The organism is Sphingobium bisphenolivorans, from assembly GCF_000412635.1.
Classification (GTDB): Bacteria; Pseudomonadota; Alphaproteobacteria; order Sphingomonadales; family Sphingomonadaceae; genus Sphingobium; species Sphingobium bisphenolivorans.
Genome location: NZ_ASTG01000005.1, coordinates 84,765 through 105,506 on the forward strand (window position 1 = coordinate 84,765; position 20,742 = coordinate 105,506).

21 protein-coding genes are annotated in these 20,742 nt (G+C 64.5%); 10 read left to right on the plus strand and 11 right to left on the minus strand.

The annotated features are described in order from the left end of the window. Positions 1 to 38 precede the first annotated feature (38 nt). Entirely contained in the window at positions 39 to 497 is a 459-nt protein-coding gene (locus tag L858_RS0104545) for a nucleoside deaminase (protein WP_022681965.1), read from the plus strand. Here L858_RS0104545 and L858_RS0104550 read toward each other — a convergent pair. Beyond that, positions 459 to 2,360 carry a hypothetical protein gene (locus tag L858_RS0104550; RefSeq protein ID WP_022681966.1) on the minus strand — a complete coding sequence of 634 codons (1,902 nt, stop codon included), beginning with the start codon at positions 2,358 to 2,360 and terminating at the stop codon, positions 459 to 461. The genes L858_RS0104545 and L858_RS0104550 overlap by 39 nt on opposite strands. A gap of 44 nt (positions 2,361 to 2,404) precedes the next feature. Between L858_RS0104550 and L858_RS0104555 the strand changes: the two genes are divergently transcribed. Next, on the plus strand, positions 2,405 to 2,821 hold the full coding sequence (locus L858_RS0104555) for a GtrA family protein (RefSeq protein ID WP_028055814.1): 417 nt from the start codon (positions 2,405 to 2,407) through the stop codon (positions 2,819 to 2,821). A 40-nt stretch (positions 2,822 to 2,861) separates the two neighbouring features. On the opposite strand, the gene L858_RS0104560 is transcribed toward L858_RS0104555, so the two are convergent. The 3 genes from L858_RS0104560 to L858_RS0104570 form a co-directional block, all read right to left on the minus strand. Then, positions 2,862 to 3,665 (minus strand): LytR/AlgR family response regulator transcription factor, encoded by an 804-nt coding sequence (locus L858_RS0104560; RefSeq protein WP_022681968.1) that lies wholly within the window; start codon positions 3,663 to 3,665, stop codon positions 2,862 to 2,864. After that, positions 3,662 to 4,768, minus strand: a complete 1,107-nt coding sequence (locus L858_RS0104565; RefSeq protein WP_022681969.1) for a sensor histidine kinase — start codon at positions 4,766 to 4,768, stop codon at positions 3,662 to 3,664. Before L858_RS0104565 ends, L858_RS0104560 begins: the two co-directional genes overlap by 4 nt. Positions 4,769 to 4,830: 62 nt before the next feature. Beyond that, the gene (locus L858_RS0104570) at positions 4,831 to 5,325 is read right to left on the minus strand and encodes a winged helix-turn-helix transcriptional regulator (RefSeq protein ID WP_028055815.1); all 495 of its coding nucleotides are present in this window, start codon (positions 5,323 to 5,325) and stop codon (positions 4,831 to 4,833) included. A gap of 113 nt (positions 5,326 to 5,438) precedes the next feature. Here L858_RS0104570 and L858_RS0104575 point away from each other — a divergent pair, with 113 nt between their 5' ends. The 4 genes from L858_RS0104575 (at position 5,439) to L858_RS0104590 (ending at position 10,346) form a co-directional block, all read left to right on the plus strand. Next, complete coding sequence (locus L858_RS0104575) at positions 5,439 to 7,544, plus strand: RelA/SpoT family protein (protein WP_022681971.1); 2,106 nt, start codon at positions 5,439 to 5,441, stop codon at positions 7,542 to 7,544. A 112-nt stretch (positions 7,545 to 7,656) separates the two neighbouring features. After that, entirely contained in the window at positions 7,657 to 8,661 is a 1,005-nt protein-coding gene (locus L858_RS0104580) for a DNA topoisomerase IB (RefSeq protein WP_022681972.1), read from the plus strand. A gap of 27 nt (positions 8,662 to 8,688) precedes the next feature. Beyond that, positions 8,689 to 9,855 carry a mechanosensitive ion channel family protein gene (locus tag L858_RS0104585; protein ID WP_022681973.1) on the plus strand — a complete coding sequence of 389 codons (1,167 nt, stop codon included), beginning with the start codon at positions 8,689 to 8,691 and terminating at the stop codon, positions 9,853 to 9,855. 92 nt (positions 9,856 to 9,947) lie between these two features. Next, a complete protein-coding gene (locus L858_RS0104590; RefSeq protein WP_028055816.1) occupies positions 9,948 to 10,346 on the plus strand; it encodes a hypothetical protein in 399 nt (132 codons plus the stop codon). Here the strand turns inward: L858_RS0104590 and dgcA are convergent. After that, positions 10,340 to 11,317 (minus strand): N-acetyl-D-Glu racemase DgcA, encoded by a 978-nt coding sequence (gene dgcA, locus L858_RS0104595; RefSeq protein WP_022681975.1) that lies wholly within the window; start codon positions 11,315 to 11,317, stop codon positions 10,340 to 10,342. The genes L858_RS0104590 and dgcA overlap by 7 nt on opposite strands. A 108-nt stretch (positions 11,318 to 11,425) precedes the next feature. On the opposite strand from dgcA, the gene L858_RS0104600 reads away from it, so the two are divergent. Both L858_RS0104600 and L858_RS0104605 read left to right on the plus strand, forming a co-directional pair. Continuing rightward, positions 11,426 to 12,724: a class I SAM-dependent methyltransferase gene (locus L858_RS0104600; protein ID WP_028055817.1), complete on the plus strand. Its 1,299-nt coding sequence runs from the start codon at positions 11,426 to 11,428 to the stop codon at positions 12,722 to 12,724. A 58-nt stretch (positions 12,725 to 12,782) separates the two neighbouring features. Then, positions 12,783 to 14,570 (plus strand): ABC transporter transmembrane domain-containing protein, encoded by a 1,788-nt coding sequence (locus L858_RS0104605; RefSeq protein ID WP_022681977.1) that lies wholly within the window; start codon positions 12,783 to 12,785, stop codon positions 14,568 to 14,570. A gap of 27 nt (positions 14,571 to 14,597) precedes the next feature. Here the strand turns inward: L858_RS0104605 and L858_RS0104610 are convergent, their stop codons facing one another. From L858_RS0104610 to L858_RS0104630, 5 genes are all read right to left on the minus strand, one after another. Further along, on the minus strand, positions 14,598 to 14,915 hold the full coding sequence (locus tag L858_RS0104610; protein WP_022681978.1) for a PilZ domain-containing protein: 318 nt from the start codon (positions 14,913 to 14,915) through the stop codon (positions 14,598 to 14,600). 310 nt (positions 14,916 to 15,225) lie between these two features. Beyond that, entirely contained in the window at positions 15,226 to 15,648 is a 423-nt protein-coding gene (locus L858_RS0104615) for an ExbD/TolR family protein (RefSeq protein WP_022681979.1), read from the minus strand. Positions 15,649 to 15,729: 81 nt separating this feature from the next. Further along, on the minus strand, positions 15,730 to 16,218 hold the full coding sequence (locus L858_RS0104620; protein WP_022681980.1) for an ExbD/TolR family protein: 489 nt from the start codon (positions 16,216 to 16,218) through the stop codon (positions 15,730 to 15,732). 117 nt (positions 16,219 to 16,335) lie between these two features. Next, positions 16,336 to 17,094 (minus strand): MotA/TolQ/ExbB proton channel family protein, encoded by a 759-nt coding sequence (locus L858_RS0104625; RefSeq protein WP_022681981.1) that lies wholly within the window; start codon positions 17,092 to 17,094, stop codon positions 16,336 to 16,338. Between the two features lie 79 nt (positions 17,095 to 17,173). After that, positions 17,174 to 17,833: an energy transducer TonB gene (locus L858_RS0104630; RefSeq protein WP_022681982.1), complete on the minus strand. Its 660-nt coding sequence runs from the start codon at positions 17,831 to 17,833 to the stop codon at positions 17,174 to 17,176. A gap of 249 nt (positions 17,834 to 18,082) precedes the next feature. Here L858_RS0104630 and L858_RS0104635 point away from each other — a divergent pair, with 249 nt between their 5' ends. Next, on the plus strand, positions 18,083 to 18,961 hold the full coding sequence (locus L858_RS0104635; protein WP_022681983.1) for a hypothetical protein: 879 nt from the start codon (positions 18,083 to 18,085) through the stop codon (positions 18,959 to 18,961). Between the two features lie 75 nt (positions 18,962 to 19,036). After that, a complete protein-coding gene (locus L858_RS0104640; RefSeq protein WP_022681984.1) occupies positions 19,037 to 20,341 on the plus strand; it encodes a homoserine dehydrogenase in 1,305 nt (434 codons plus the stop codon). A gap of 4 nt (positions 20,342 to 20,345) precedes the next feature. Here the strand turns inward: L858_RS0104640 and L858_RS0104645 are convergent, their stop codons facing one another. Beyond that, positions 20,346 to 20,648, minus strand: coding sequence for a hypothetical protein (locus L858_RS0104645; RefSeq protein ID WP_022681985.1), 303 nt, complete (start codon positions 20,646 to 20,648; stop codon positions 20,346 to 20,348). Positions 20,649 to 20,742: the final 94 nt, after the last annotated feature.

A 20,742-nucleotide genomic window follows, 5' to 3' on the forward strand; every position in this document is an offset into this window, starting at 1 on the left:
CTTTCCCCCGACACCGGCTTTCCTGTAAGGGCGAAGCGATGTCTTCGCCCTTTCCCTTGCCCGACCCCATGCGCCGCGCGCTGGAACTCGCCCGAGCCGCAGAGCAGGCCGGCGAGGTGCCGATCGGGGCCGTGGTAACGCTGGACGGGCGGATCATCGGTGAAGGCGAGAATCGCAATCGGCGGGACAATGATCCGAGCGCGCATGCGGAGATGGTCGCGATCCGCGCCGCCGCAACGCTGCTGGGCGACTTTCGCCTGACCGGCTGCGACCTCTGGGTCACCTTGGAACCCTGCCCGATGTGCGCAGGCCTCATATCGCATGCACGCATCGCCCGGCTTTATTATGCCGTGTCCGACCCCAAGGGCGGCGCGCTGGAACAGGGGCCCCGCCTCTTCAGCCAGCCGCAATGCCTGCACCGCCCGGAAGTCTATGGCGGGCTGGCAGAGGCCGAAGCTTCAGCGCTGCTGCGCGGCTTTTTCGCCAGCCGGCGCTGAATAGTCGATGCGATAGAGCGAATAAGGCAGCGTCAGACCCGTTTTCAGCGTGACGGGATGCAGCCATGCCGGCACCTCGCCCCGGATCATGCCAGCGTAGAAACCCTGGGGGCTGCGCGCCTGATAAATGGTGCCCTCCGGAAAGCCGGGGCAGATCAGCAGATAGTTCGCATGATGCCGCGCCGCGATCGGCCGGAAAGCCTCGGGCGGGCCGTCAAAGGCATGATGCATGTCGAGGATGGTGGCGCCATTGCGGTGATAGGGGCCAGCGACCGCACTGTGATGCGTGGCGACGATCAGCCGCGGTCCCAGATCGACCATGGTGAAGATCGTGGCGGGCGGCAGCTGGTTCAGCACCTCAAGCGACGGCAGGGTACGGCAGCGGCTGTTGGCGCGGTTGATCGCATCCTTGCGCGCCTTGGCGCCGGGCCGCTGGGGCTGGGGAAGCTCGCCGGCAAGCTGCATCCACAAGCCGTTGATCTGGGGGTAGAGCGGCGTCGCGAACGCAATGACCGCCAGCAGCGCCGCGCCGACGATGGCGACGCCCCGCACCAGCGGCTTGCCGCGCCCGATCGCGCAAAGCAGGCGGTAGCCGGCCCAGGCTGCGGGCGGGATCGCGAGCAGCTGTGCGGCTGGACCCGCCCGCAACTGCCAGAAAAGCAGCGCGGTAGAAAAGAGCATCATCAGACCCACGGTGGCCCACGCCCATAGCCGTTCGCTGTCCCGCCGCGCTTCCCACAGGGCCCAGAGAAGGCCTATCAGCCCCGCGAGCGGGATCGCCATCAGCGGCACGTAAAGGCTGCGCGCCTGCACGGTGATGGGCTTGGCCTCGCGGATATTGGCGAGCCATAGCCGCTCAAGCTCCGGCGAGATCTGGTAGGCGCCGGTCAGGCATTGCGGCCAGTTCACCCAGGCGAAGGCGGCGACGGCAGCACCGACAAGCACCCCTGCCCCCAGACGCGCTGGCCAGCTCTTGAGCGGCAGCAGCGCCAACAGCACCATGCCGGCCGACGCCGCCGCGAAGATCGCCACCCAGATGGGGGAAATCGCGTCGCACACCATCTGGCGGTTGGCGTTGCTGGCGAAAAGGACGAACAGGACGGACGTCGCGCCGCCAAGGCTGAGCGCATAGGGCAGCATCCGCCGCCCCGCCCCCTCCTTGAACACCCAGCGCAGCGCGATCAGCGCGCCGCCTGCGGCGAGATAGACGATCATCTCCATGCCGATCGCGATCGACAGCGCGCTGCTGACGCCTGCCATGACCCCGCCGCGAAACCAGTTGCGGTCCACCACGCCAGCCAGCATCAGCACGGTGAAGGCCAGTTGCCAGCCATGATGGTCGATCCGCATCGGCATGAACATGCCGATCCCCATCTGCGCCGCGAAGGGCAGCAGCGTGCCCAAGACCCAGCTGTTCCCGCCAGCCAGCCGCCGGGTGATGAAGCCCAGCCCCAGCATCAGCGGCAACATCGGCAGCATCGGCGCGATCGCGCAGGCCAGCCGATCGGCCATCCCCTGATCGACAAAGGCGCGGAAGAACAGCATCAGCCCGGCGAGCGGCAGGTCGACCAGCCGCGACCAGTGGATATTGAACCCGGCGGGAGGGTCGAGCCGATATTGCCTCAGATCATACCAGCCCTGCCCCGCCAGCCAGTCCTTCACCTGCAGGAAACGGATATTGTCATCCGTGTCGGCCAGCATCAGCCAATGGACTTGCGCCCAGCGGGAGATGAGGCAACCGGCCGCGATCGCGATCCACAAAAGGATCGTCAGCCACTTCCAATGCTCCTCGGCATAACGGGAAGCAACCGCGAGGAGGGCGGCGGCACGGGTGCGCAAGGCAGGCCAGCTTTGCAAGATCATGGCGCGTCGATTAGACGCTCGGCACCAAAGCGCAACGGGGCGACATGAAAATCCACCAATTGCTGACGGCTGAGAGGCGGGCGCTCTTCTGGCAGATCTTCCGTTATGGCGTGACGGGGCTGTTCGTGACCGCGTGCCAGGCGGCGATCTACTGGACGCTGGCTGCGCCAGTCGGGCTGCACCCTCAGCTCGCCAACGGCGTCGGTTATCTGGCTGCGGTTATGATCGGCTATGTCAGCCACAGTGCCTTCACCTTTCGTGGCCATGGCAGCCGCGACAATCAGGCGGCGCGCGGCGTCCGCTTCATTGCCGTGTCGCTGGTCAGCTATGCGCTCAACGCGCTCTGGGTGTGGCTGTGCGTCACCCACATGAAATGGCCGGAATGGTCGCCCATCCCGGCCATGATATTCGTGACGCCCGCCGTGGTGTTCGGGCTCAACCGGCAATGGGTGTTTCGGTAAGCGCCCGGTGTTCCTCCACAGGCAGGAGCACGTTTTCAGCTTAATGAACGAAGCGCGCCACCACGTCGCGGTAGGAGCGGCTGACCTTCACCTGCGCGCCGGATTCCAGCACGAGGAAACATTCCCCGTTCGTATGCGGCTTCACTTGCCGGACCTGGCTCAAGTTCACGATGGTCGAGCGATGCACGCGCTGGAAATTGCGCGGGTCGAGCCGCTTTTCCAGATCCTTCATCGTCTCGCGCAGGATCAGCGAATTGTCCGCGGTGTAGATGCACATATAGTCGCCCGCCGCGTCGATCCGCTCGATCGAATCGACGTCGACGCGGAAAATCTGGCCGCGATCCTTGATGTTGATGAGCTTTTCGAAGCGGTTGGCGGCAGGCGCGTCGCCATCGCCTCCGGCAAAGTCGTTCATCGCATCCGGCGCGACCTCGGCCAGCACTTCGCGCAGCTTCTCGGCTTCCTGCACCTGCCGCTTTTCAGACAGGCGCTGCCGCACGCGGTCGAGCGCGTCGGCGAGCCGGCCCTCATCCACCGGCTTCATGAGATAATCGACCGCCTGCGCCTCGAAGGCACGGATCGCATGGTCGCTGTAGGCAGTGCAGAAGATGAACAGCGGCGGTTCGACCTCCATCAAACCCTGGACGACGGAAAAGCCATCGAACCCGGGCATTTGAATGTCGAGGAACACAAGGTCGGGTTTATGCGTCTTGATGGCGCGGATCGCTTCGCGGCCGTTGGAACAGGTTTCTACGATTTCGACATCCTCATGCGCTTCCAGACGCAGCTTCAGGCCTTGAATAGCCAGGCTTTCGTCGTCGACGAGGATTGTTCTGATGGTCATGCGGCCACTCTCGATGGTTCATCCAGGTTAAGCGGCATTTCGATCTGGACCGAAAAGCCGCCTGGCGTGGAACGCGTCTCGAAGCTCTGTCGTTCCCCGAAGGCCTGAATCAGCCTGTCACGGATATTCGCCAGACCAACGCCCGTCCCCTCGCTCACGAGAGTGTTCGGGCGGGTGAACCCCTCATTCAATCCCGGACCCGTATCGGATACGACGATCCGGACATTTTCACCGGCAGGCTGCGCCGTGATCGAGATTTCCGCGCCTTCTTCCTTGGGCGTCACCGCATATTTGATCGCATTTTCGACCAACGGCTGGAGCAGAAGCGAGGGCAGGCGTGAATGGGCAACGGCCGGGTCGATGTTGAAAACCGGGCGCAGCCGATCCTCGAACCGCATCTTTTCGATCTCAAGATAGAGTTTGAGCGTCTCCACCTCCTGCTCGATCGTCACCTGCGCGGTCGGCTCATTAATCAGCGTGTAGCGCAGGAAGGAGGAGAGGCGCGAGAGCATCGCGTTCGCCCGATCGGTCTGCTTCAGCAGCACCAGCGTCGAGATGGAGTTCAGCGTATTGAACAGGAAGTGCGGGTTGAGCTGATAGCGGAGCATCGCCAGCTGCGCGCTCGACGCCTGATTTTCCAGGCGGAGCAGCTGGTCGGCCTGTTCCTCGACCGTCAGATAGAAGTTGATCGCATAATAGAGCGCCGACCATGCGCCGAGCAGCGTGGTGCTGAGATAGAAAGCACCGAGGAACAGCTGCAAGCCCGCCGTGTCGCTGTCCCGGTTCTGGGTGGAAAAGACCCAGGCGTCGATCGACGCCACCAGCACGGCCGCGATTACCACGGTCACGATGGACGCCCCCCAGGTGATGATCGGCCGCTGCCTTTGCAGGAACCGGAAGACGACCGCGATCAGCAGCGTCACCGAATAGCCCGACACGGTGGAGATCATCACCGGGATCAGGCTGGAAAGCGGCTGCCCATTGGCGATGGTGGAGGAGCCGCGCAGCAGGAAGGCACCCGCCCACCCCACAGACTGGAGGTTCCAGAAGGCGCGGTTCTTGTCCGCGAAAAAGGGCTGGGGCTGAAAACGATGGACCGACATTAACGGCAAGCTAGGCGATTTTGCCGCGGCGGTGAAGCCGTCAGCGCGGGGAAGCTGCCCGGTCAGGCGACCGCCGCCTGCTGCTGCGCCGGTTCGACGGCCGCGCTTCCCACCTCGTCGGGACACAGCCAGACCAGGTCCTCCAGTTCCAGCGTGCGGCCGTCATGCGCCTGGATGCCGATGCGACGGATCGGCATGCCGTCGCGTCTATCGGCGACGACCTGGCAGGAAAGCGGCGCACAGCCCCATCTTTCGCCCCATTGCCGCAGCGCGATCATGACGGGGGCGAGTTCCTTTCCCTTCTCGGTCAAGCGATATTCGACCTTTCGCCGGTCGCACTGCATCGGCTGACGCACCAATATGCCGTTTTCCACCAGCCGCGCGAGACGGTTGGCGAGTATGTTTCGGGCGATGCCCAGGGTGGACTGGAATTCCTCGAAATGGCGGATACCCAGCAGCGCACCGCGCAGGATGAGGAACGACCAGCGCTCGCCCATTATCTCAAGCGCGCTCGGAAGCGCGCATTGACCCAGATCCTGCCCCAGAGTGTGTTTCATCGTGTCTAACTGATAGCTCAAAGCCGATCGCGTTGCAAAAGCGCTGCGCTATTGCCCTAAAATGGGATTTTTTTGTTGCACAGCAAGATGCTTCCCGGACAATCGGGTTCACGATGCTACGTCAATATGAACTTGTCGAAAGAGTGAAGCGCTACGATCCGGATGCGGACGAGGCGATGATCAACCGCGCCTATGTCTTCTCCGTCCAGAAACATGGTTCGCAAAAGCGCGCCAGCGGCGACCCTTATTTCAGCCATCCCATCGAAGTCGCAGGCATATTGACCGACTTCAACCTCGACGACCAGACCATCGTCACCGCCCTGCTGCACGACACGATCGAGGATACGCTCGTCACCTATGACGAGATAGAGGGCGCCTTCGGCAAGGATGTTGCCCGGATGGTCGATGGCGTGACCAAGCTCTCGAAGATCGAGGCCATGTCCGAAAATGAGCGGGCCGCCGAGAATCTGCGCAAATTCCTGCTCGCCATGTCGGACGACATCCGCGTGCTGCTGGTGAAGCTCGCCGACCGCCTGCACAATATGCGCACGCTGCACTTCATCAAGAATGAGCAGAAGCGCCGCCGCATCGCGCGCGAGACGATGGATATCTACGCCCCGCTCGCCGAGCGGATCGGCATGTACGACTTCATGCGCGAGATGCAGCTGCTGTCCTTCCGCGAACTGGAGCCGGAGGCCTATGACAGCATCACCAAGCGCCTCGAACAGCTGAAGGAAGGCGGCCATGACAAGGTCGACCGGATCGGCGCGGAACTGCAGCTGCTGCTGGGCGGCAAGGGACTGCCAGTCACGGTATCGGGCCGGGAAAAGCACCCCTATTCCATCTGGAAGAAGATGCAGGAACGCCACATCAGCTTCGAGCAGCTGACCGACGTCATGGCCTTCCGCGTCATCACCGAGACGACGGAGGATTGCTACCGCGCGCTCGGCGTCATCCACCAGACCTACAAGATGGTGCCGGGCCGCTTCAAAGATTATATCTCCACCCCCAAGCGCAACGGCTACCGCTCGCTCCACACCACTGTCATCCATCAGGACAATGCCCGCATCGAGGTGCAGATTCGCAGCCGCGACATGCATCATGACGCCGAACTCGGCCTCGCCGCGCACTGGGCCTATAAGCAGAAGGGCGATGCCGGCGACCATCATGCCGCCTGGCTGCGCGATCTCGTCGAAATCCTGGAACAGAGCCAGGACGCGGACGAACTGCTCGAACATACCCGCATGGCGATGTATCAGGACCGCATCTTCGCCTTCTCCCCCAAGGGCGAGCTGCACCAGCTGCCCAAGGGATCCACACCGGTCGATTTCGCCTATGCCGTCCATACCTCGCTCGGCAATCAGACGGTGGGGGCCAAGGTCAACGGCCGTGTCGTGCCGCTGCGCACGAGCCTCGAAAATGGCGACCAGGTCGAGATTCTGAAGTCGGAAGGTCAGGAGCCGCAGCCTGGCTGGCTGACCTTCGCCATCACCGGCAAGGCGCGCGCGGCCATCCGCCGCTATATCCGGCAGAAACAGCGAGGCGAGGAAGTCGCGCTGGGCGAGAAGCTCTACGAAGAAATTATCGGCCGCTTTTCCCCCGAACTGGCGAGCGAACTGGGCGACAAGGCGCTGAAGGCCGCGCTCAAGCGCCTGAAGCTGGAGGACCGCGGCTCGCTGATGGTGGCGATCGCCACGCATCGACTGCTCGATTCGGAGGTGATGGAGGCGCTCGTTCCCGGTTCCACCAGTGCGCAAGGGATGGAGGAAGCCCATCCGCGCCAGCATGCCCCCGTCTCGATCCGGGGCCTGACGCCCGGCATCGCCTATAAGCTGGGCGATTGCTGCCACCCCGTTCCGGGCGACCGCATCGTCGGCGTGCGCCGCACCGGCGAGCCGATCGAGGTGCACACGATCGATTGCCGTTCGCTTGAAGCGGGGCAGGATGACGACTGGGTCGACCTCAGCTGGGACAGCAAGTCGAAGGGCGGGACGGCGAGGCTTCAGGTCATCGTCAAGAACCAGCCCGGTGCCCTCGCTGCCGTCACCAATGTCTTTGGCGCGACCAAGGCGAACATCCTCAACCTGCAACTGGTCAATCGCGAAGGGCCGTTCCACACCGACATCATCGACCTGGAAGTGGCCGACGCGCAGCATCTGAACCGCATCCTCTCGGCGCTGCGGGGGCTCGATACGGTGGTGCAGGCAGACCGGGTATAAAGCGCTCGCCCCCTTATCCTGTGTAAGGGAACCTCCGTTCAGCGGGGTGCGCCACCTGCCTTTGCGGAACGAAGCGGGGAAAGGCGGGTTTGAGGGGAACGAGAAGGACCCCATGCCAGAGCCCACCATCGTCCACGCCAATGACAGCATGCCCGGCATCACCCGGCGCGCATTGAAAAGAGGATGGGCCTATTTCGATGCGAGCGGCGCGCGAATCACGGACCGGGAGGAGATCGACCGGTTGAACGCGATCGCCATGCCGCCCGCCTATCGCGACTGCTGGTTCTGCCCCGACCGCTACGGCCATATTCAGGCGACCGGCTATGACGACAAAGGCCGCAAGCAATACCGCTATCATCTCGATTTCCGCGCCGCGCGGGAGGCGGAGAAATATGCCGGCTGTCCCGCTTTCGGGAGGGCGCTGCCCAAATTGCGCGCGCGGATCGAGGCGGACCTGTCGAAGCGCGGCCTCCGCAAGGACAAGACGCTGGCCGCCGTGGTCCGCCTGCTCGACCTTGCCAAGGTGCGCGTGGGCAATGAGCAATATGCGGCCGCGAACAAGAGCTTCGGCGCGACGACATTGCGCCGCCGCCATGTCGATCTCAGCGGCAAGGCGCTGCGGCTGCGCTTCCGCGCGAAGTCGGGCAAGGAGCATGACCTGACGATCACCGACAAGCGGTTGATGCGCTTCGTTCGCGCGGTGCAGGACCTGCCGGGCCAGCACCTGTTTCAATATGTGGATGAGGAGGGCATGGCGCGGCCGATCACCTCCAACGACGTCAACGCCTATATTTCCGAGGCGATGAAGGGCGACTTCACCGCCAAGCATTTCCGCACATGGGGCGCATCGACCATCGCCTATGAGGCGTTGGCGAACGGGCCGGTGACGCTCAAGCAGATGATCGCTCCCGTAGCCGAAGCGCTCGGCAACACGCCCGCGATAAGCCGCAAAAGCTACATTCATCCCGCGCTGATAGAACTTTGTCGCGAAGGGCAGGATGAATGGCGCGCAGGGCTTCGCCTGCCGCGCTCGACGCGCTATCTCTCCCGTTACGAACGCGGACTAATCGCCTTTCTGGAAGAGGGCAGCGCCCCTGCCCTCTCGCTGGCGGCCTGACGTCCGCGCCATTTCGCAAGGATGTTCATGGCTGCAAAGAACGACCCCGCCCTTCCCGACATCGCGGTCCGCCCGCCCAATCTGCAGGAAATGTGGCATTCGACCGCCCACTGGTTTTCGGTTCACTATCTCCAGATATTGATCGCCATCGGCGCCGGCCTCCTGATCTATTCGCTCCTCGCGGGGCTGAAGGGCTTGGGCAAGCGCCTTTGCCGCAAACCGTCCGACCGGGTGGGCTTCACCATGGTTGTCGGCCGCGCGGTGGCGCGCACCAACCATTTCTTCATGGGCATGGTCGCCGCCCGGCTGGTCGTCAGCTATGCCAGCCCGCCGCAGACGGTGCTGAAGACCGTCGCCTTCCTCTTCACCATCGCGGCGGTGTTCCAATGCGCGATCTGGGCGCGGGAGATCATCCTGGGCCTGGTCGAGCGCCGCACCACGATCGAGGATGGGCATAGCGACACGCTTGCCAACGCGATGGGCCTCATCCGGGTGCTGGTCACCTTCGCCCTGTTCGCCATCGCGCTGATCGTCGTCCTCGACAATCTCGGCGTCAACGTCACCGGCCTCGTCGCCGGCCTCGGCATCGGCGGCATCGCGATCGGCCTGGCCGCGCAGGGCATATTCTCCGATCTGTTCGCCGCCCTCTCGATCATCTTCGACAAGCCGTTCCGCCGGGGGGAGGTCATCACCTATGACCAGACCACCGCGCGGGTCGAGCGCATCGGCCTCAAGAGCACGCACCTACGCGCCATGAGCGGCGAGAAGAAGGTCATCTCCAACGCGAACCTGCTGCAGAAGGAGATCACCAGCCTCCAGACGCTGGCCCAGCGCCGCGTCACCTTCGCCATCGGCATCATCTACCAGACGCCCGAGGAGAAGGCGGACGCCATTCCGCAAATGCTGCGGGAGATTGTAGAGGCGGAAGGCCATATCTTCGTCAATGCGGGGCTCGTGAGCTTCGGCGCCAGTTCGCTGGACTATCAGCTGAATTTCGACGTGCCGGATCCTGACACCCATGATTATTTCCTGTCGCGCCACAAGGTGGGACTGGCGATCTGGAAGCGGTTCAATGCCGAGGGGGTGGAGTTCGCCTATCCGACCCAGACCAGCTTTACCGCTGCGCCCGACGGTCGCACGATCATGCCCTATCCGGAGGTTCAGCCGGTCGTCCGGGTGGATGAGAGGGAGTAGGGCGAGGCTGATCGTCCGGTCGTAAATCCGACTCAACTCATCCCGCGCAGCTTGCCTGTCTCAAGGGCACGGATCACGCCGGCGCCATGACGATGACAATGCTGAACAAACTGGCCGCAGCCTCCGCCTTCGCGCTCGCCCTCCTTGCTCCCGCCGCACAGGCCGAAGGGCTTGGCGCCGAGCTTAACTACGGCCGCGCGGATGGCCATTGGGGAACGGAGATCGGTGCCGGCTATGCGCTGGACATTGGCGGCTTCAGCCTGACTCCCGGCGCCGGCCTCTACCTGCGCGACGGCGACACCAAGCTTTATGGGCGGGTCGAGGGCACATTCTCCCTGCCCGCCTTCGCGACGATCGGCGCTGGTGTGCGGTTCAGCGGCGACTATACGCGTCCCTACGCCACGGTGGCGATGCCGCTGATCCCGAAGCTCCGGGCGAAGGCCAATGTCGGCCCGAAATATTACGCGGTCGGCCTGACGCTCGGCTACTGACCGCTTCCCCACAGCGTGCCGGGATGGAGCAAGCCCTCCTGCATGACCAGTGCGCCCTCCCGATCCTTGGCCAGCAGCAGCGCCCCGTCCAGATCGATCCAGTCCGCCCCCTGCGCCACCAGCGCAGCCGGCGCGATGCCGAGCGACGTGCCCAACATGCAGCCGACCATCAGCCGGAAGCCCATCGCGCGCGCCTCTCGGGCAAGAGCGAGCGCTTCGGTAAGGCCGCCCGCCTTGTCGAGCTTGATATTCACCGCGTCGAAAGCCCCCAGACGGTCGAGATCGGCGCGGGTGTGGCAGCTTTCGTCGGCGCAGAGCGGCAGCGGCGACCGCCCGCCCGCCAGCCGCTCCTCATGCCCATGAAAGACCGGCTGCTCGACCATCTCGACGCCCAGTTCAGCCAGCGCCTGCGCCTCCGCCGCGATATCCAGCTCATGCCAGCTCTCATTCGCATCGACGATCAGCCGCACGCCCGGCGCGCCGGCCCGCACGGCGGCGATACGGGCGCGATCGCCCTCCCCCGTCAGCTTGCATTTGAGCAGGCCAAAGCCGCGAGCGGCGGCGGCGCGCGCATCGGCTTCCATCCGGGCGGGGTCGTTGAGGCTGATGGTGAAGGCGGTCGGCAGCGGCGCCGGTTCGGCAAGTCCGGCCAGTTGCCACACCGGCACGCCCGCCCGCTTCGCCTCCAGGTCCCATAGCGCGCAGTCGAGCGCGTTGCGCGCCGCGCCGCGCGGCATCGTTTCCAGCAGCGCCTCGCGGTCCAGCGGCCCTCCATAGCCGTTGATCGCCTCGGCGCAGCCTTCCGCCGTTTCGCCCTCATAATAAATGGCCGTCCCTTCGCCCCGGCCGACATGCTCTCCATCGCCCACGGTGCAGACCACCACGTCCACCGACGTCTTCGCGCCCCGACTGATGATGAAGGCGCCCGCCACTGGCCATCGCTCAACGGTCGCGGAAATTATGCGGGTCATCGGCGTTCCTATTGCTGAAATTTGACGAGGACAGACGCTGCTCTATGCGAAACGACGTAATCGCCCCATAGACCTAAGCAGACCTCGACATAAAGGATAGGCGCACTCGTGACTTCTCGTGAATTGACCGGCTTGCTGCCTTTGGCCGACCGCGACGCTTCGGCGGCACAGCGCCGCCTGTCCGACAGCATGGAGGATTGGGGATGGCGCATCGGTTTCGGTGCGATCACCTGGCCGTGGCTGCTGGCCAGCCTGTCGGGCGGGCGCAAGGCCGACAAGCGCGCGCTGCTGGACGAACTCGGCCTGCCCCATGACGCGCTTCCGCATCTTGGCAGCTGGAAGGCGGATGTCGGCTTCCTGCGCCATATCGTGCGCGAGATCGCGCGGCTCCGGCCCGCCAATGTGGTGGAGCTGGGCGCGGGCGCCTCGACCCTGATCGCGGCACGCGCGCTTGCGCTGCACGGCGGCGGCCGGCTCGTCAGCTACGATCAGCATGGGGGCTTTGTGGATGCGACGCGCAGTTGGCTGAAGGATCATGGCCTCCATGCCGATCTGCGCCACGCGCCCCTGACCGCAGAGAGCGATGACTGGCCGGGCCGCTGGTATGCGGTGGAGGCTCTGCCGGAGAGCATCGACCTCATCATCATCGACGGCCCCCCATGGGCGGTCCACCCGCTCGTGCGGGGCGCGGCCGACAGCCTGTTCGCCCGGCTGTCGCCCAAGGGCGTGGTGCTGCTGGACGACGCCGCACGGCCCGGCGAGCGGATTGTCGCCCGCCGGTGGCGCAAGCGCTGGCCGCATATCGACTTCCGGCTGAAGCATGACGGAACCAAGGGTACGCTGGTCGGCCGTCGGCGCGACACGAGCGTGCCGGTCGCCAACGACAATGAGAACGGACGGACGTGGCGCCATCTCGGCCGAGCGGCTGCGTTGGCGGCGCTGGTCGGCACGGGCTGGATCGCGCGCGGGACTCTGGGCGAGTTTCCGCAGCCGGTGCAGGCCAGCACCTTCCTCGACGAAGCCGCTGCCTCGCATCGCACCGGCCTGCTGCGCCAGGCGATGGCATCCCAGGTGGAAAGCGCCACGCTCAATACTCAGGAGATACAGCGGTCGACCGGCATCATCCTGCCGCCGATTCCCGCATCGTGGAAAATCGATGACGTCCAGCTCTATCCCACGCCCGATAGTCCGGCGGTGGCCGTGTCGATCAGCACGCCGCGCGGCGAGAAGCTTTCCTTCTTCGCCGACCGCGCTGAAACGCCGGCGGAGGCCCGTCCGCTGCTGGCCCGCCGCGCGGACGATGTGATCGCTTATTGGGAGGCAGGTGACATGGCCTATGCCCTGACCGGCCGCGCCAGTGCGCGCCGGATCATGGCGCTGGCCGCCGAGATCGCACCATCGAGTTGAAGGCTCACGTCGCTGATCGGCGTTGAGGCTTTGAAGGCCGCCTGCTAAGCGCGCGCGCATGGAGGAAGTCGCACCATCATCGCCGCGCCGCGACGCGCGCCCGCCGCTCGGCAGCCTGTCGATGATCTGGCGCTTCGCCAGCCGCTATCCGGGCCACATAGCCGGCGCGCTGCTGGCGCTGCTCATATCGTCGGCGGCGACGCTCGCCATCCCCAGCGGCTTCCGACTGGTTATCGACCGGGGCTTCATGGGCGGGGGCGATATCAGCCGCTGGTTCGAATATCTGCTGCTGATCGTCGTCATCCTGGCGCTGGCCTCGGCAGCGCGCTTCTACTTCGTGTCCTGGCTCGGCGAGCGTGTGGTCGCCGATATCCGCTCCGCCACGCAGGCCAATCTGCTGCGGCAGGAGCCTCGTTTCTTCGAAGAGAACCGCCCTTCCGAAATCGCCTCGCGCATGACCGCCGACACCGCGATCATCGACCAGGTGGTGGGATCGACCGTCTCCGTCGCTCTGCGCAACCTGGTGACGGGCGCTGGCGGCCTCATCTATCTTTTCGCCCTCGCGCCCAAGCTGGCGGCGATGCTGCTGCTCGGCATTCCCTTCATTCTGGTCGTGATGATCTCTCTGGGGCGGCGGGTGCGCAAACTGTCGCGCGCGAGCCAGGACCGTCTCGCCGAGGTCGGCAGCGTCACCGCCGAAACGCTGGGCGCCATGAAGATCGTGCAGGCCTTCGGTCAGGAAGCGCGGGAGGCGGCGCGGTTCGATGCGGCGGTGGATGAAGGCTTCGCCACCGCGCGCCGCCGCATTCGACTGCGCGCCATCATGACGGCGCTGGTCATCGGTCTGGTGTTCGGATCGATCACGGCGGTGATGTGGCAAGGAGCGCTCGACGTCGCGGCGGGCCGTCTGTCAGGTGGCAGCATCGCGGCTTTCGTGCTGACCGGTGGCCTCGTCGCGGGGGCCTTTGGCGCCCTCTCTGAAACCTGGGGCGACCTGCTGCGCGGAGCGGGTGCGGCAGGCCGGCTGCATGAACTGATGAGCGCAGCGCCGCAGATCCTGACGCCAGAGATGCCGGCTCCGATCCCGCGAGGCAGCGACGGTGCCCGCCTGCAGTTCGATGACGTTCATTTCCATTATCCCACAAGGCCGGATCAAGCGGCGCTCCATGGCGTCACTCTGGACATTGCTCCAGGCGAGACGGTGGCCATTGTGGGGCCATCGGGCGCGGGCAAATCCACGCTGATCCAGTTAGCCCTGCGCTTCTACGATCCGGACAGCGGGGCCATCCGGCTGAATGGCGTGCCCCTGACCGGTGCCGATCCCGCCGCGGTCCGTGCGATGATGGCGATGGTCCCGCAGGACAGCGTGATCTTCGCAGCGTCGGCGCGAGACAATCTGCGCTACGGCCGGTGGGACGCAACGGATGAGCAGATCTGGGCGGCGGCGCGCGCCGCCAATGCGGAGAGCTTCCTGCGAGCCCTGCCGCAGGGGCTCGACAGCTATCTTGGCGAGGGCGGCACCCGGCTTTCCGGCGGGCAGCGGCAGCGCCTGTCGATTGCCCGCGCCCTGCTGCGCGATGCACCGATCCTGCTGCTGGACGAGGCCACATCAGCACTGGACGCCGAGTCGGAGCGGCTGGTTCAGGAGGCGCTGGGCCGCCTGATGAACGGGCGGACGACGATCGTCATCGCCCATCGGCTGGCGACCGTGCGCGCAGCCGATCGGATCATCGTGCTTGATGAAGGCCGGCTGGTGGAACAGGGCGATCATGCTGGGCTCATGGCCCAGAAGGGGCTTTATGCCCGGCTAGCCAGCCTGCAATTTCAGGATGTGGCCACCGCCTGACGCACAAGCGTCTCGCGCCGAGCTCGGTCAGGCGCAGATTTTAAGGATGTGATCCAGGATCGCGGGATGAAGCGGCCGCTCGAAGATGCAGCCCGATTCATGGCCGCGCGTCCACATCACCCGCACGCGCCGCCCCTCAAAGCCGGGGAGCATGATCCAAAGCTCGTCATGCATGTTGAGCTTCATGAAGCTCTGGAGCCGGAAGCCCGTGATCGAAATATCGGAAATCTGGCTCTTGAACCAGTTCTCGCCCGGACGCCGCAATTTGACGGGGATCAGCGCGGCACAGCGCTCCACCAAGCGGCCGTCATTCCTTACCGGGTCGATCTGAAATTTCGCGCGCATGATCCGATGCCGTGATGATCGGCGCATCATCGGCGAACAGAGTGAAAAAAGCATTAAGGCGCTCACTGGCACCCATAAAATAAGGGGCCGCCGCAGCAGCCCCCCTACAAGGTCGAACAAGGTGCGAGAGGACGTTCGCGTCGCCCCGCCAACCCGGAAACGGGAAGTCATACATTCCCGGCCAGACGGCGGCGGCGTATTCCGTCCCTGGAGCGAAGGCCCTGAGTCCGATGCTCCAACGCTTGCTCAGCGCTCGTTATCGGCGGGCGAACTTTTCGGCTTGTGCACCAACCAAGTCCGCCATGCCGAGTTAGAAATTGCCGTATTGCTCGTTGCCGACGAAGCCGAGCTTCGTCACGCCGGCACGCTTGATCTCCGCCAACACCTGGTCGACGACGACATAGCGGGTCTGCGCGTTCGGCTGGAACTGCAGCTCAGGCTCGACGGGCAAGCGCAGCGACTGCTGCAGATACTGACGCAGCGTCAGCAAATCGATGCCAGATCCATTCCAGGTAATCACGCCACCAGCATCAATCGCGACCTTGTTTTTCACAGGGTCGATCACGCTATCGGTCGGCGGCGCATTCTGCGGCAGGTCGATCTTCACCGCATGGGTTTGGATCGGGATGGTGATGATGAACATGATGAGGAGAACGAGCATGACGTCGATCAACGGCGTCGTGTTCATTTCCATCATCGGTTCGCCATCGTCTTTTCCGGCACTCATTGCCATGGCGATACTCCTAGAGCATTTTCGAGGAACGGCCGACGGGCGGACATGGGCCTCGAAAATGCGTCAACAAACAAGTGGAACTTAAAGCCGCCGCGTCTGCGAACCCGGTTCGGGCTCGGAGATGAAGCCGACCTTCGGGAAACCGGCGCGCTGCATCGTATAGATGGTCCCGCCGATGCACCGATAAGGCGTGTTGATGTCGCCGCGGATATGCACTTCGGGCAGATCCTCGGGCGTCAGATTTTCAACACCGCCAGCCTTCTTGATGTCCGCTTCAAGCTTCGCGACCGCACGGTCGAGCAGCTCGTTCGAGGACACGCGGGTCAGGTTCCAATAGACCGCACAGCTACCGTCCGAGCCTGTCGTGATCGACAGGGAAACATTTTCCGGTTTCGTCGTCGTCGGCTCGAACGCGACCTTGGGGAGCTGCAGCTGAACCGTCTGAACGACGACCGGGACCGCGATGAGGAAGATGATGAGCAACACCAGCATGACGTCGACGAGCGGCGTCGTGTTGATGTCGGACATCGGGGTATCATCACCGCCGTCGGAGCCAACACTCATTGCCATTGATAATTTCCTAACATGCGTCTCGATGGTGCCCCGCCTGAGCGAGGCCCACTTCCGGCGGGGAACCGCGGCGGCCGCAGCCGTCCGCCCGGTTCCCGCACCGGCACCTTAAGCCGATCAGGCCTTGGTCGGAGCAGCAGCCGGCTTTGCGCCCGCAGCGGCCGGAGCAGCGGCGATCGAGGGCTTCACGGCGCCGTCCGAAACCAGATAGGCGAGCAGGTCGACGGTGAAACCGTTCAGCTGTTCGGCGATCGACTTGTTGCGGCGCTGCAGGAAGTTGTAGGCGAGCACCGCGGGAACGGCCACGGCCAGACCCAAAGCGGTCATGATCAGAGCTTCACCGACCGGGCCGGCAACGGCGTCGATCGAGGCCTGACCGGCAGCACCGATCTTGATGAGCGCGCGGTAGATACCGATAACCGTACCGAACAGACCGATGAACGGCGAGGTCGCACCGACGGTGGCGAGGAACGCCAGGCCCGTGCCGAGGCTCGAGTTGATCGCGGCTTCCGAGCGAGCGAGCGAGCCGTGCAGCCAGTCATGCGCTTCGACCGGATCCTTCAGCTTGCCATGCTCGTCCTGAGCCTTGATGCCGTCGTCGACGATCTGCTTGTAGGCCGAGTTCTTCTCCAGCTTGGCCGAACCTTCGCGCAGGTTGGCGGCGCGCCAGAAGGATGCACGCACCTTCTTGCCCTGGTTGATGACCTTCTGCTGCTCGATCAGCTTGGTGAACAAAATGTAGAAAGTGCCAACCGACATGGCGCAAAGGATGATGAACACGGTCCAGGCAATGGTACCGCCCTGCTCAAGGGCTTCCATCAGGCCGTACGGGTTCTCCGACTTCGGCGCGGCGGCCGCTGCGATAGAAATCAACATTTTCAAGACTTCCCTCTCAAAGGATCAATAAATCAGGGGAGGCAGCACTGAGTAGCTTGGTGCCCGCCTGCCCTTCAAATCATTCCGGCAGGCGCCAGGTGATACGGCCGTTATAAGTATCGGCCATCGGCTGCCCATCGCTGCCCACGGCTGGCTTGAAGCGCGCGCGCTTCGGCAGCAGTCGACAGGTTGCCTCGTCAAGGTCGGAATGACCGGTCGAGGACGTGATGTTGCAGCTGGTGACACGACCATCCGGGCCGATTTCCAGACGGAACCCGGCCGTACCCGAACGTTCTTCACGCTGAGCGCGGCTCGGATAGTCGGCGTCGCTCAACCAGCTGCCCGGATTGCTGCGGGGAGCAGCGCGGGTAGCGGCGACCGGCGGCGGCGGCGGAGGGGCCGGCGGCGGCGGTGCGGCGACCGGAACCGGGTTGAACACCGGCGGAGGCGTACGAACCGTCTGGACCGGCGGCGCCTGGACCGGGGTCTGGACGATCGGCGGCGGGGCCACAACCGGCGGCGGTTCGACCGGCTGGTCTGGCGGCGGCGGCGGCGGCTCCTCGTCCGGTGGCGGTGGTTCCTCCTTCACGTCGATCACGTTCAGCTGTTCCGCCGCCTTTTTGACATATTTCATGCCAAGGCCGGTGACGAAGGCATAACCCAGAACAGCGTGAATCAGGGCGACGATAACGATCGAGATCGTACGACTCGACCCTTGCGAGTGGTCAGCATAGGCCATTCGGCAACGACACTCCTTAACTCAGCTTTACCAGTTGATTATCGGCAAATAAGCCAAAAACGGCCCGAGCTGGCCGGGCTACCCCGGTCATCTTGGCCCCTATCCGTTCATTTGCTACCGTGCGAACTCCTATCGCGGCGCATCGTGGCACGCAAACGCTTTATCGATTGGATCATTTGCGGCTACCATTCCACAGGAGAAAGACTTGCATGTGACATAGTTGCCACGCTCCGCCATCATAGGACGAAGATGAAAAAGAAATCCACCATTACGTTTCAGGCCGCGGCCCTGGCTTGCCTCATTTTTGCCGCACAGTCGCAGATTTCCGTGGCTCAGCCGCCCAGCGAGAACGCGGCAGCAAGCGCTGCGGATCGCGTCGGAGGCCTGTCCTATGCCGATATCGCCGACCTCGCCGACATGGCGCCGCTGGTGGCAGAGGCGCGAATTGGCAACATCATCAGCCTCAAGCCCGATCGGGCTGGAACGGTCCCCGCCGGCTATCGAAGAGTGTATGTGGAGGCTGACGTCACCAATCTGATTCGCGGTGAGGGTGGGATCAGCCCGACAGTGCGCTATCTCTACGATGCCCGTCTGGATGAGCGCGGCAAGATCCCCAAGCTCAAGAAGATGCGGGTCATCCTGTTCGCGCGTCCCGGTGGACGCCCCGGGGAAATCCAGCTTGTCGCCCGCGACGCCCAGATCACGGCCAGCCCCGATGCGGCCAGCCGCGTGAAGGGAATTCTGTCCGAGCTGGTCGCGACAAACGCTCCCCCGCGAATCATCGGCCTTGGCGATGCGTTTCACGTCGCCGGCACCGTCGCCGGCGAAGGAGAGACGCAAATCTTCCTGCGCACGGAGAATGGCGACCCTGTGTCGCTGTCGATCCTGCGGCGGCCAGGACAGCAGCCGCGCTGGGCGGTCGCGCTCGGCGAGATTGTCGATGAAGCCGCGCGTCCGCCCGAGCGGGGGAGCCTGCTATGGTATCGCCTCGCCTGCGGCCTGCCCTCCACATTGCCTGCGCGATCGGTCCGGGCGCTCTCCCCGCAGGACGCGGAGGCGGCGCGAGCAGATTATCAGATCGTCGTGCAAGCGCTGGGCGCATGCGGCCGGACACGTCGGACCGGCTGATCCTTTTCCTTGGACAGGAGCGCGCAGGCGGCTATCAGCGCGGCTTCATCCCAGCCGGAAGGACGAGAAGACGCCATGACCAATCTGCACCGCCATGCCCCGCTGCGCGTCGCGCTCGTCGGCCTCGGCACGGTGGGCGGAGGGGTTATTCGGCTGCTTCAGACCAATGCCGACCTCATTGCGCGCCGCGCCGGCTGCCCGATCCAGGTCGTCGCCATTTCCGCGCGTGACCGGAACAAGGATCGCGGCGTCGACCTGACTCCCTATGAGTGGGTCGACGACATGACGACGCTGGCGACGCGCGAGGATATCGACGTGGTGGTGGAGTTGATCGGCGGCGCGGATGGCCCTGCCCTCACCCTCGCCCGCCAGTGCCTCAGCGTCGGCAAACCCTTTGTCACCGCGAACAAGGCGATGCTGGCGCATCATGGGCTGGACCTTGCCGCGCTGGCAGAGAAGGCTGGCGTTGCGCTCAAATATGAAGCGGCGGTCGCGGGCGGCATCCCCGTGATCAAGGGCATGCGCGAAGGCGCCGCCGCGAACGAGATCAGCCGTGTCTACGGCATCCTCAACGGCACCTGCAATTACATCCTGACCACGATGGAGAAGGAAGGGCGCGGCTTTGGCGAGGTGCTCAAGGAAGCGCAGGAACTGGGCTATGCCGAGGCTGATCCGAGCTTCGATATCGACGGCATCGATGCCGCGCACAAGCTGACGATCCTTGCCGGCCTCGCCTTCGGGACGGAACTGGACTTCGACAATGTGGCGATCACCGGCATCCGTCACGTCATCGCCGCCGACATCGCCGAAGCGGCGGCGCTCGGCTATCGCATCCGCTTGGTAGGCATGGCGGAAAATGGGCCGGAGGGCCTGTTCCAGCGGGTCCACCCGATGCTGGTGCCGCTCGATCATCCGCTCGCCCATGTGGACGGATCGTTGAACGCGGTCGTGGCGGAGGGCAATTTCGTCGGCCGCCTCTTCTTCCAGGGTCGCGGAGCCGGTGACGGGCCGACGGCGTCGGCGGTCGTCGCGGACCTGATCGACGTCGCGCGCGACGAATATGGCGATGCGCTCGCCATGCCGGTAGCAGCGCTCGCGCAGCAGCATCCCGCCGACGCCGGCGCGCGCGTCGGCCGTGCCTATCTGCGCTTCAAGGTGCAGGACCGCCCTGGTGTGCTCGCGGAAATCGCCGCCGCCACGCGTGACGCAGGCGTCTCCATCGAAAGCATGATCCAGCGCGGCGCCAACCAGGCGGACGGAGTGCTGGTTGCCATCGTGACCCATGCGGGCGAGGAGCGCTGCGTGCTCAACACGCTGGAGCGGCTGGCCGGATCGGACAGCCTGCTGCAGACGCCGATGGTCATGCACATCCTCGATTGAGCGGTTAATCCAGCCCGAAACTGCGCAGCAGCGTCTGGGTGATGGGCTCACCCAGACGGAAGAGCTGGCGGTTGGCCCGCTTCATGCATTGCGCCCCGACGATCCTGCACGGCCGCGCGTCGAAGCGGTAGGCGGACATCTTCGCATCATCCGCCGGAACTGCCGCGCCGATCAGCGGCAACGTGGGGGCGCGCGTCCCCCCCAGGCAGAGGGAAGGAACAATATCGCACCGGGCGGGTCGCCCGACAGAGGCCGGGGGCGCCACTGATTGGCTGGTCAGGCTGGCGGCAATCAGCAGGACGATCATCTACAACCCTTTTGATATTGTTGGGCAACGCAGCAAAGCGGGCTTTCGTTGCATCCCGCCGTCGAAAAGCGCAGGGTCGGAAAGCGGCCGGCTC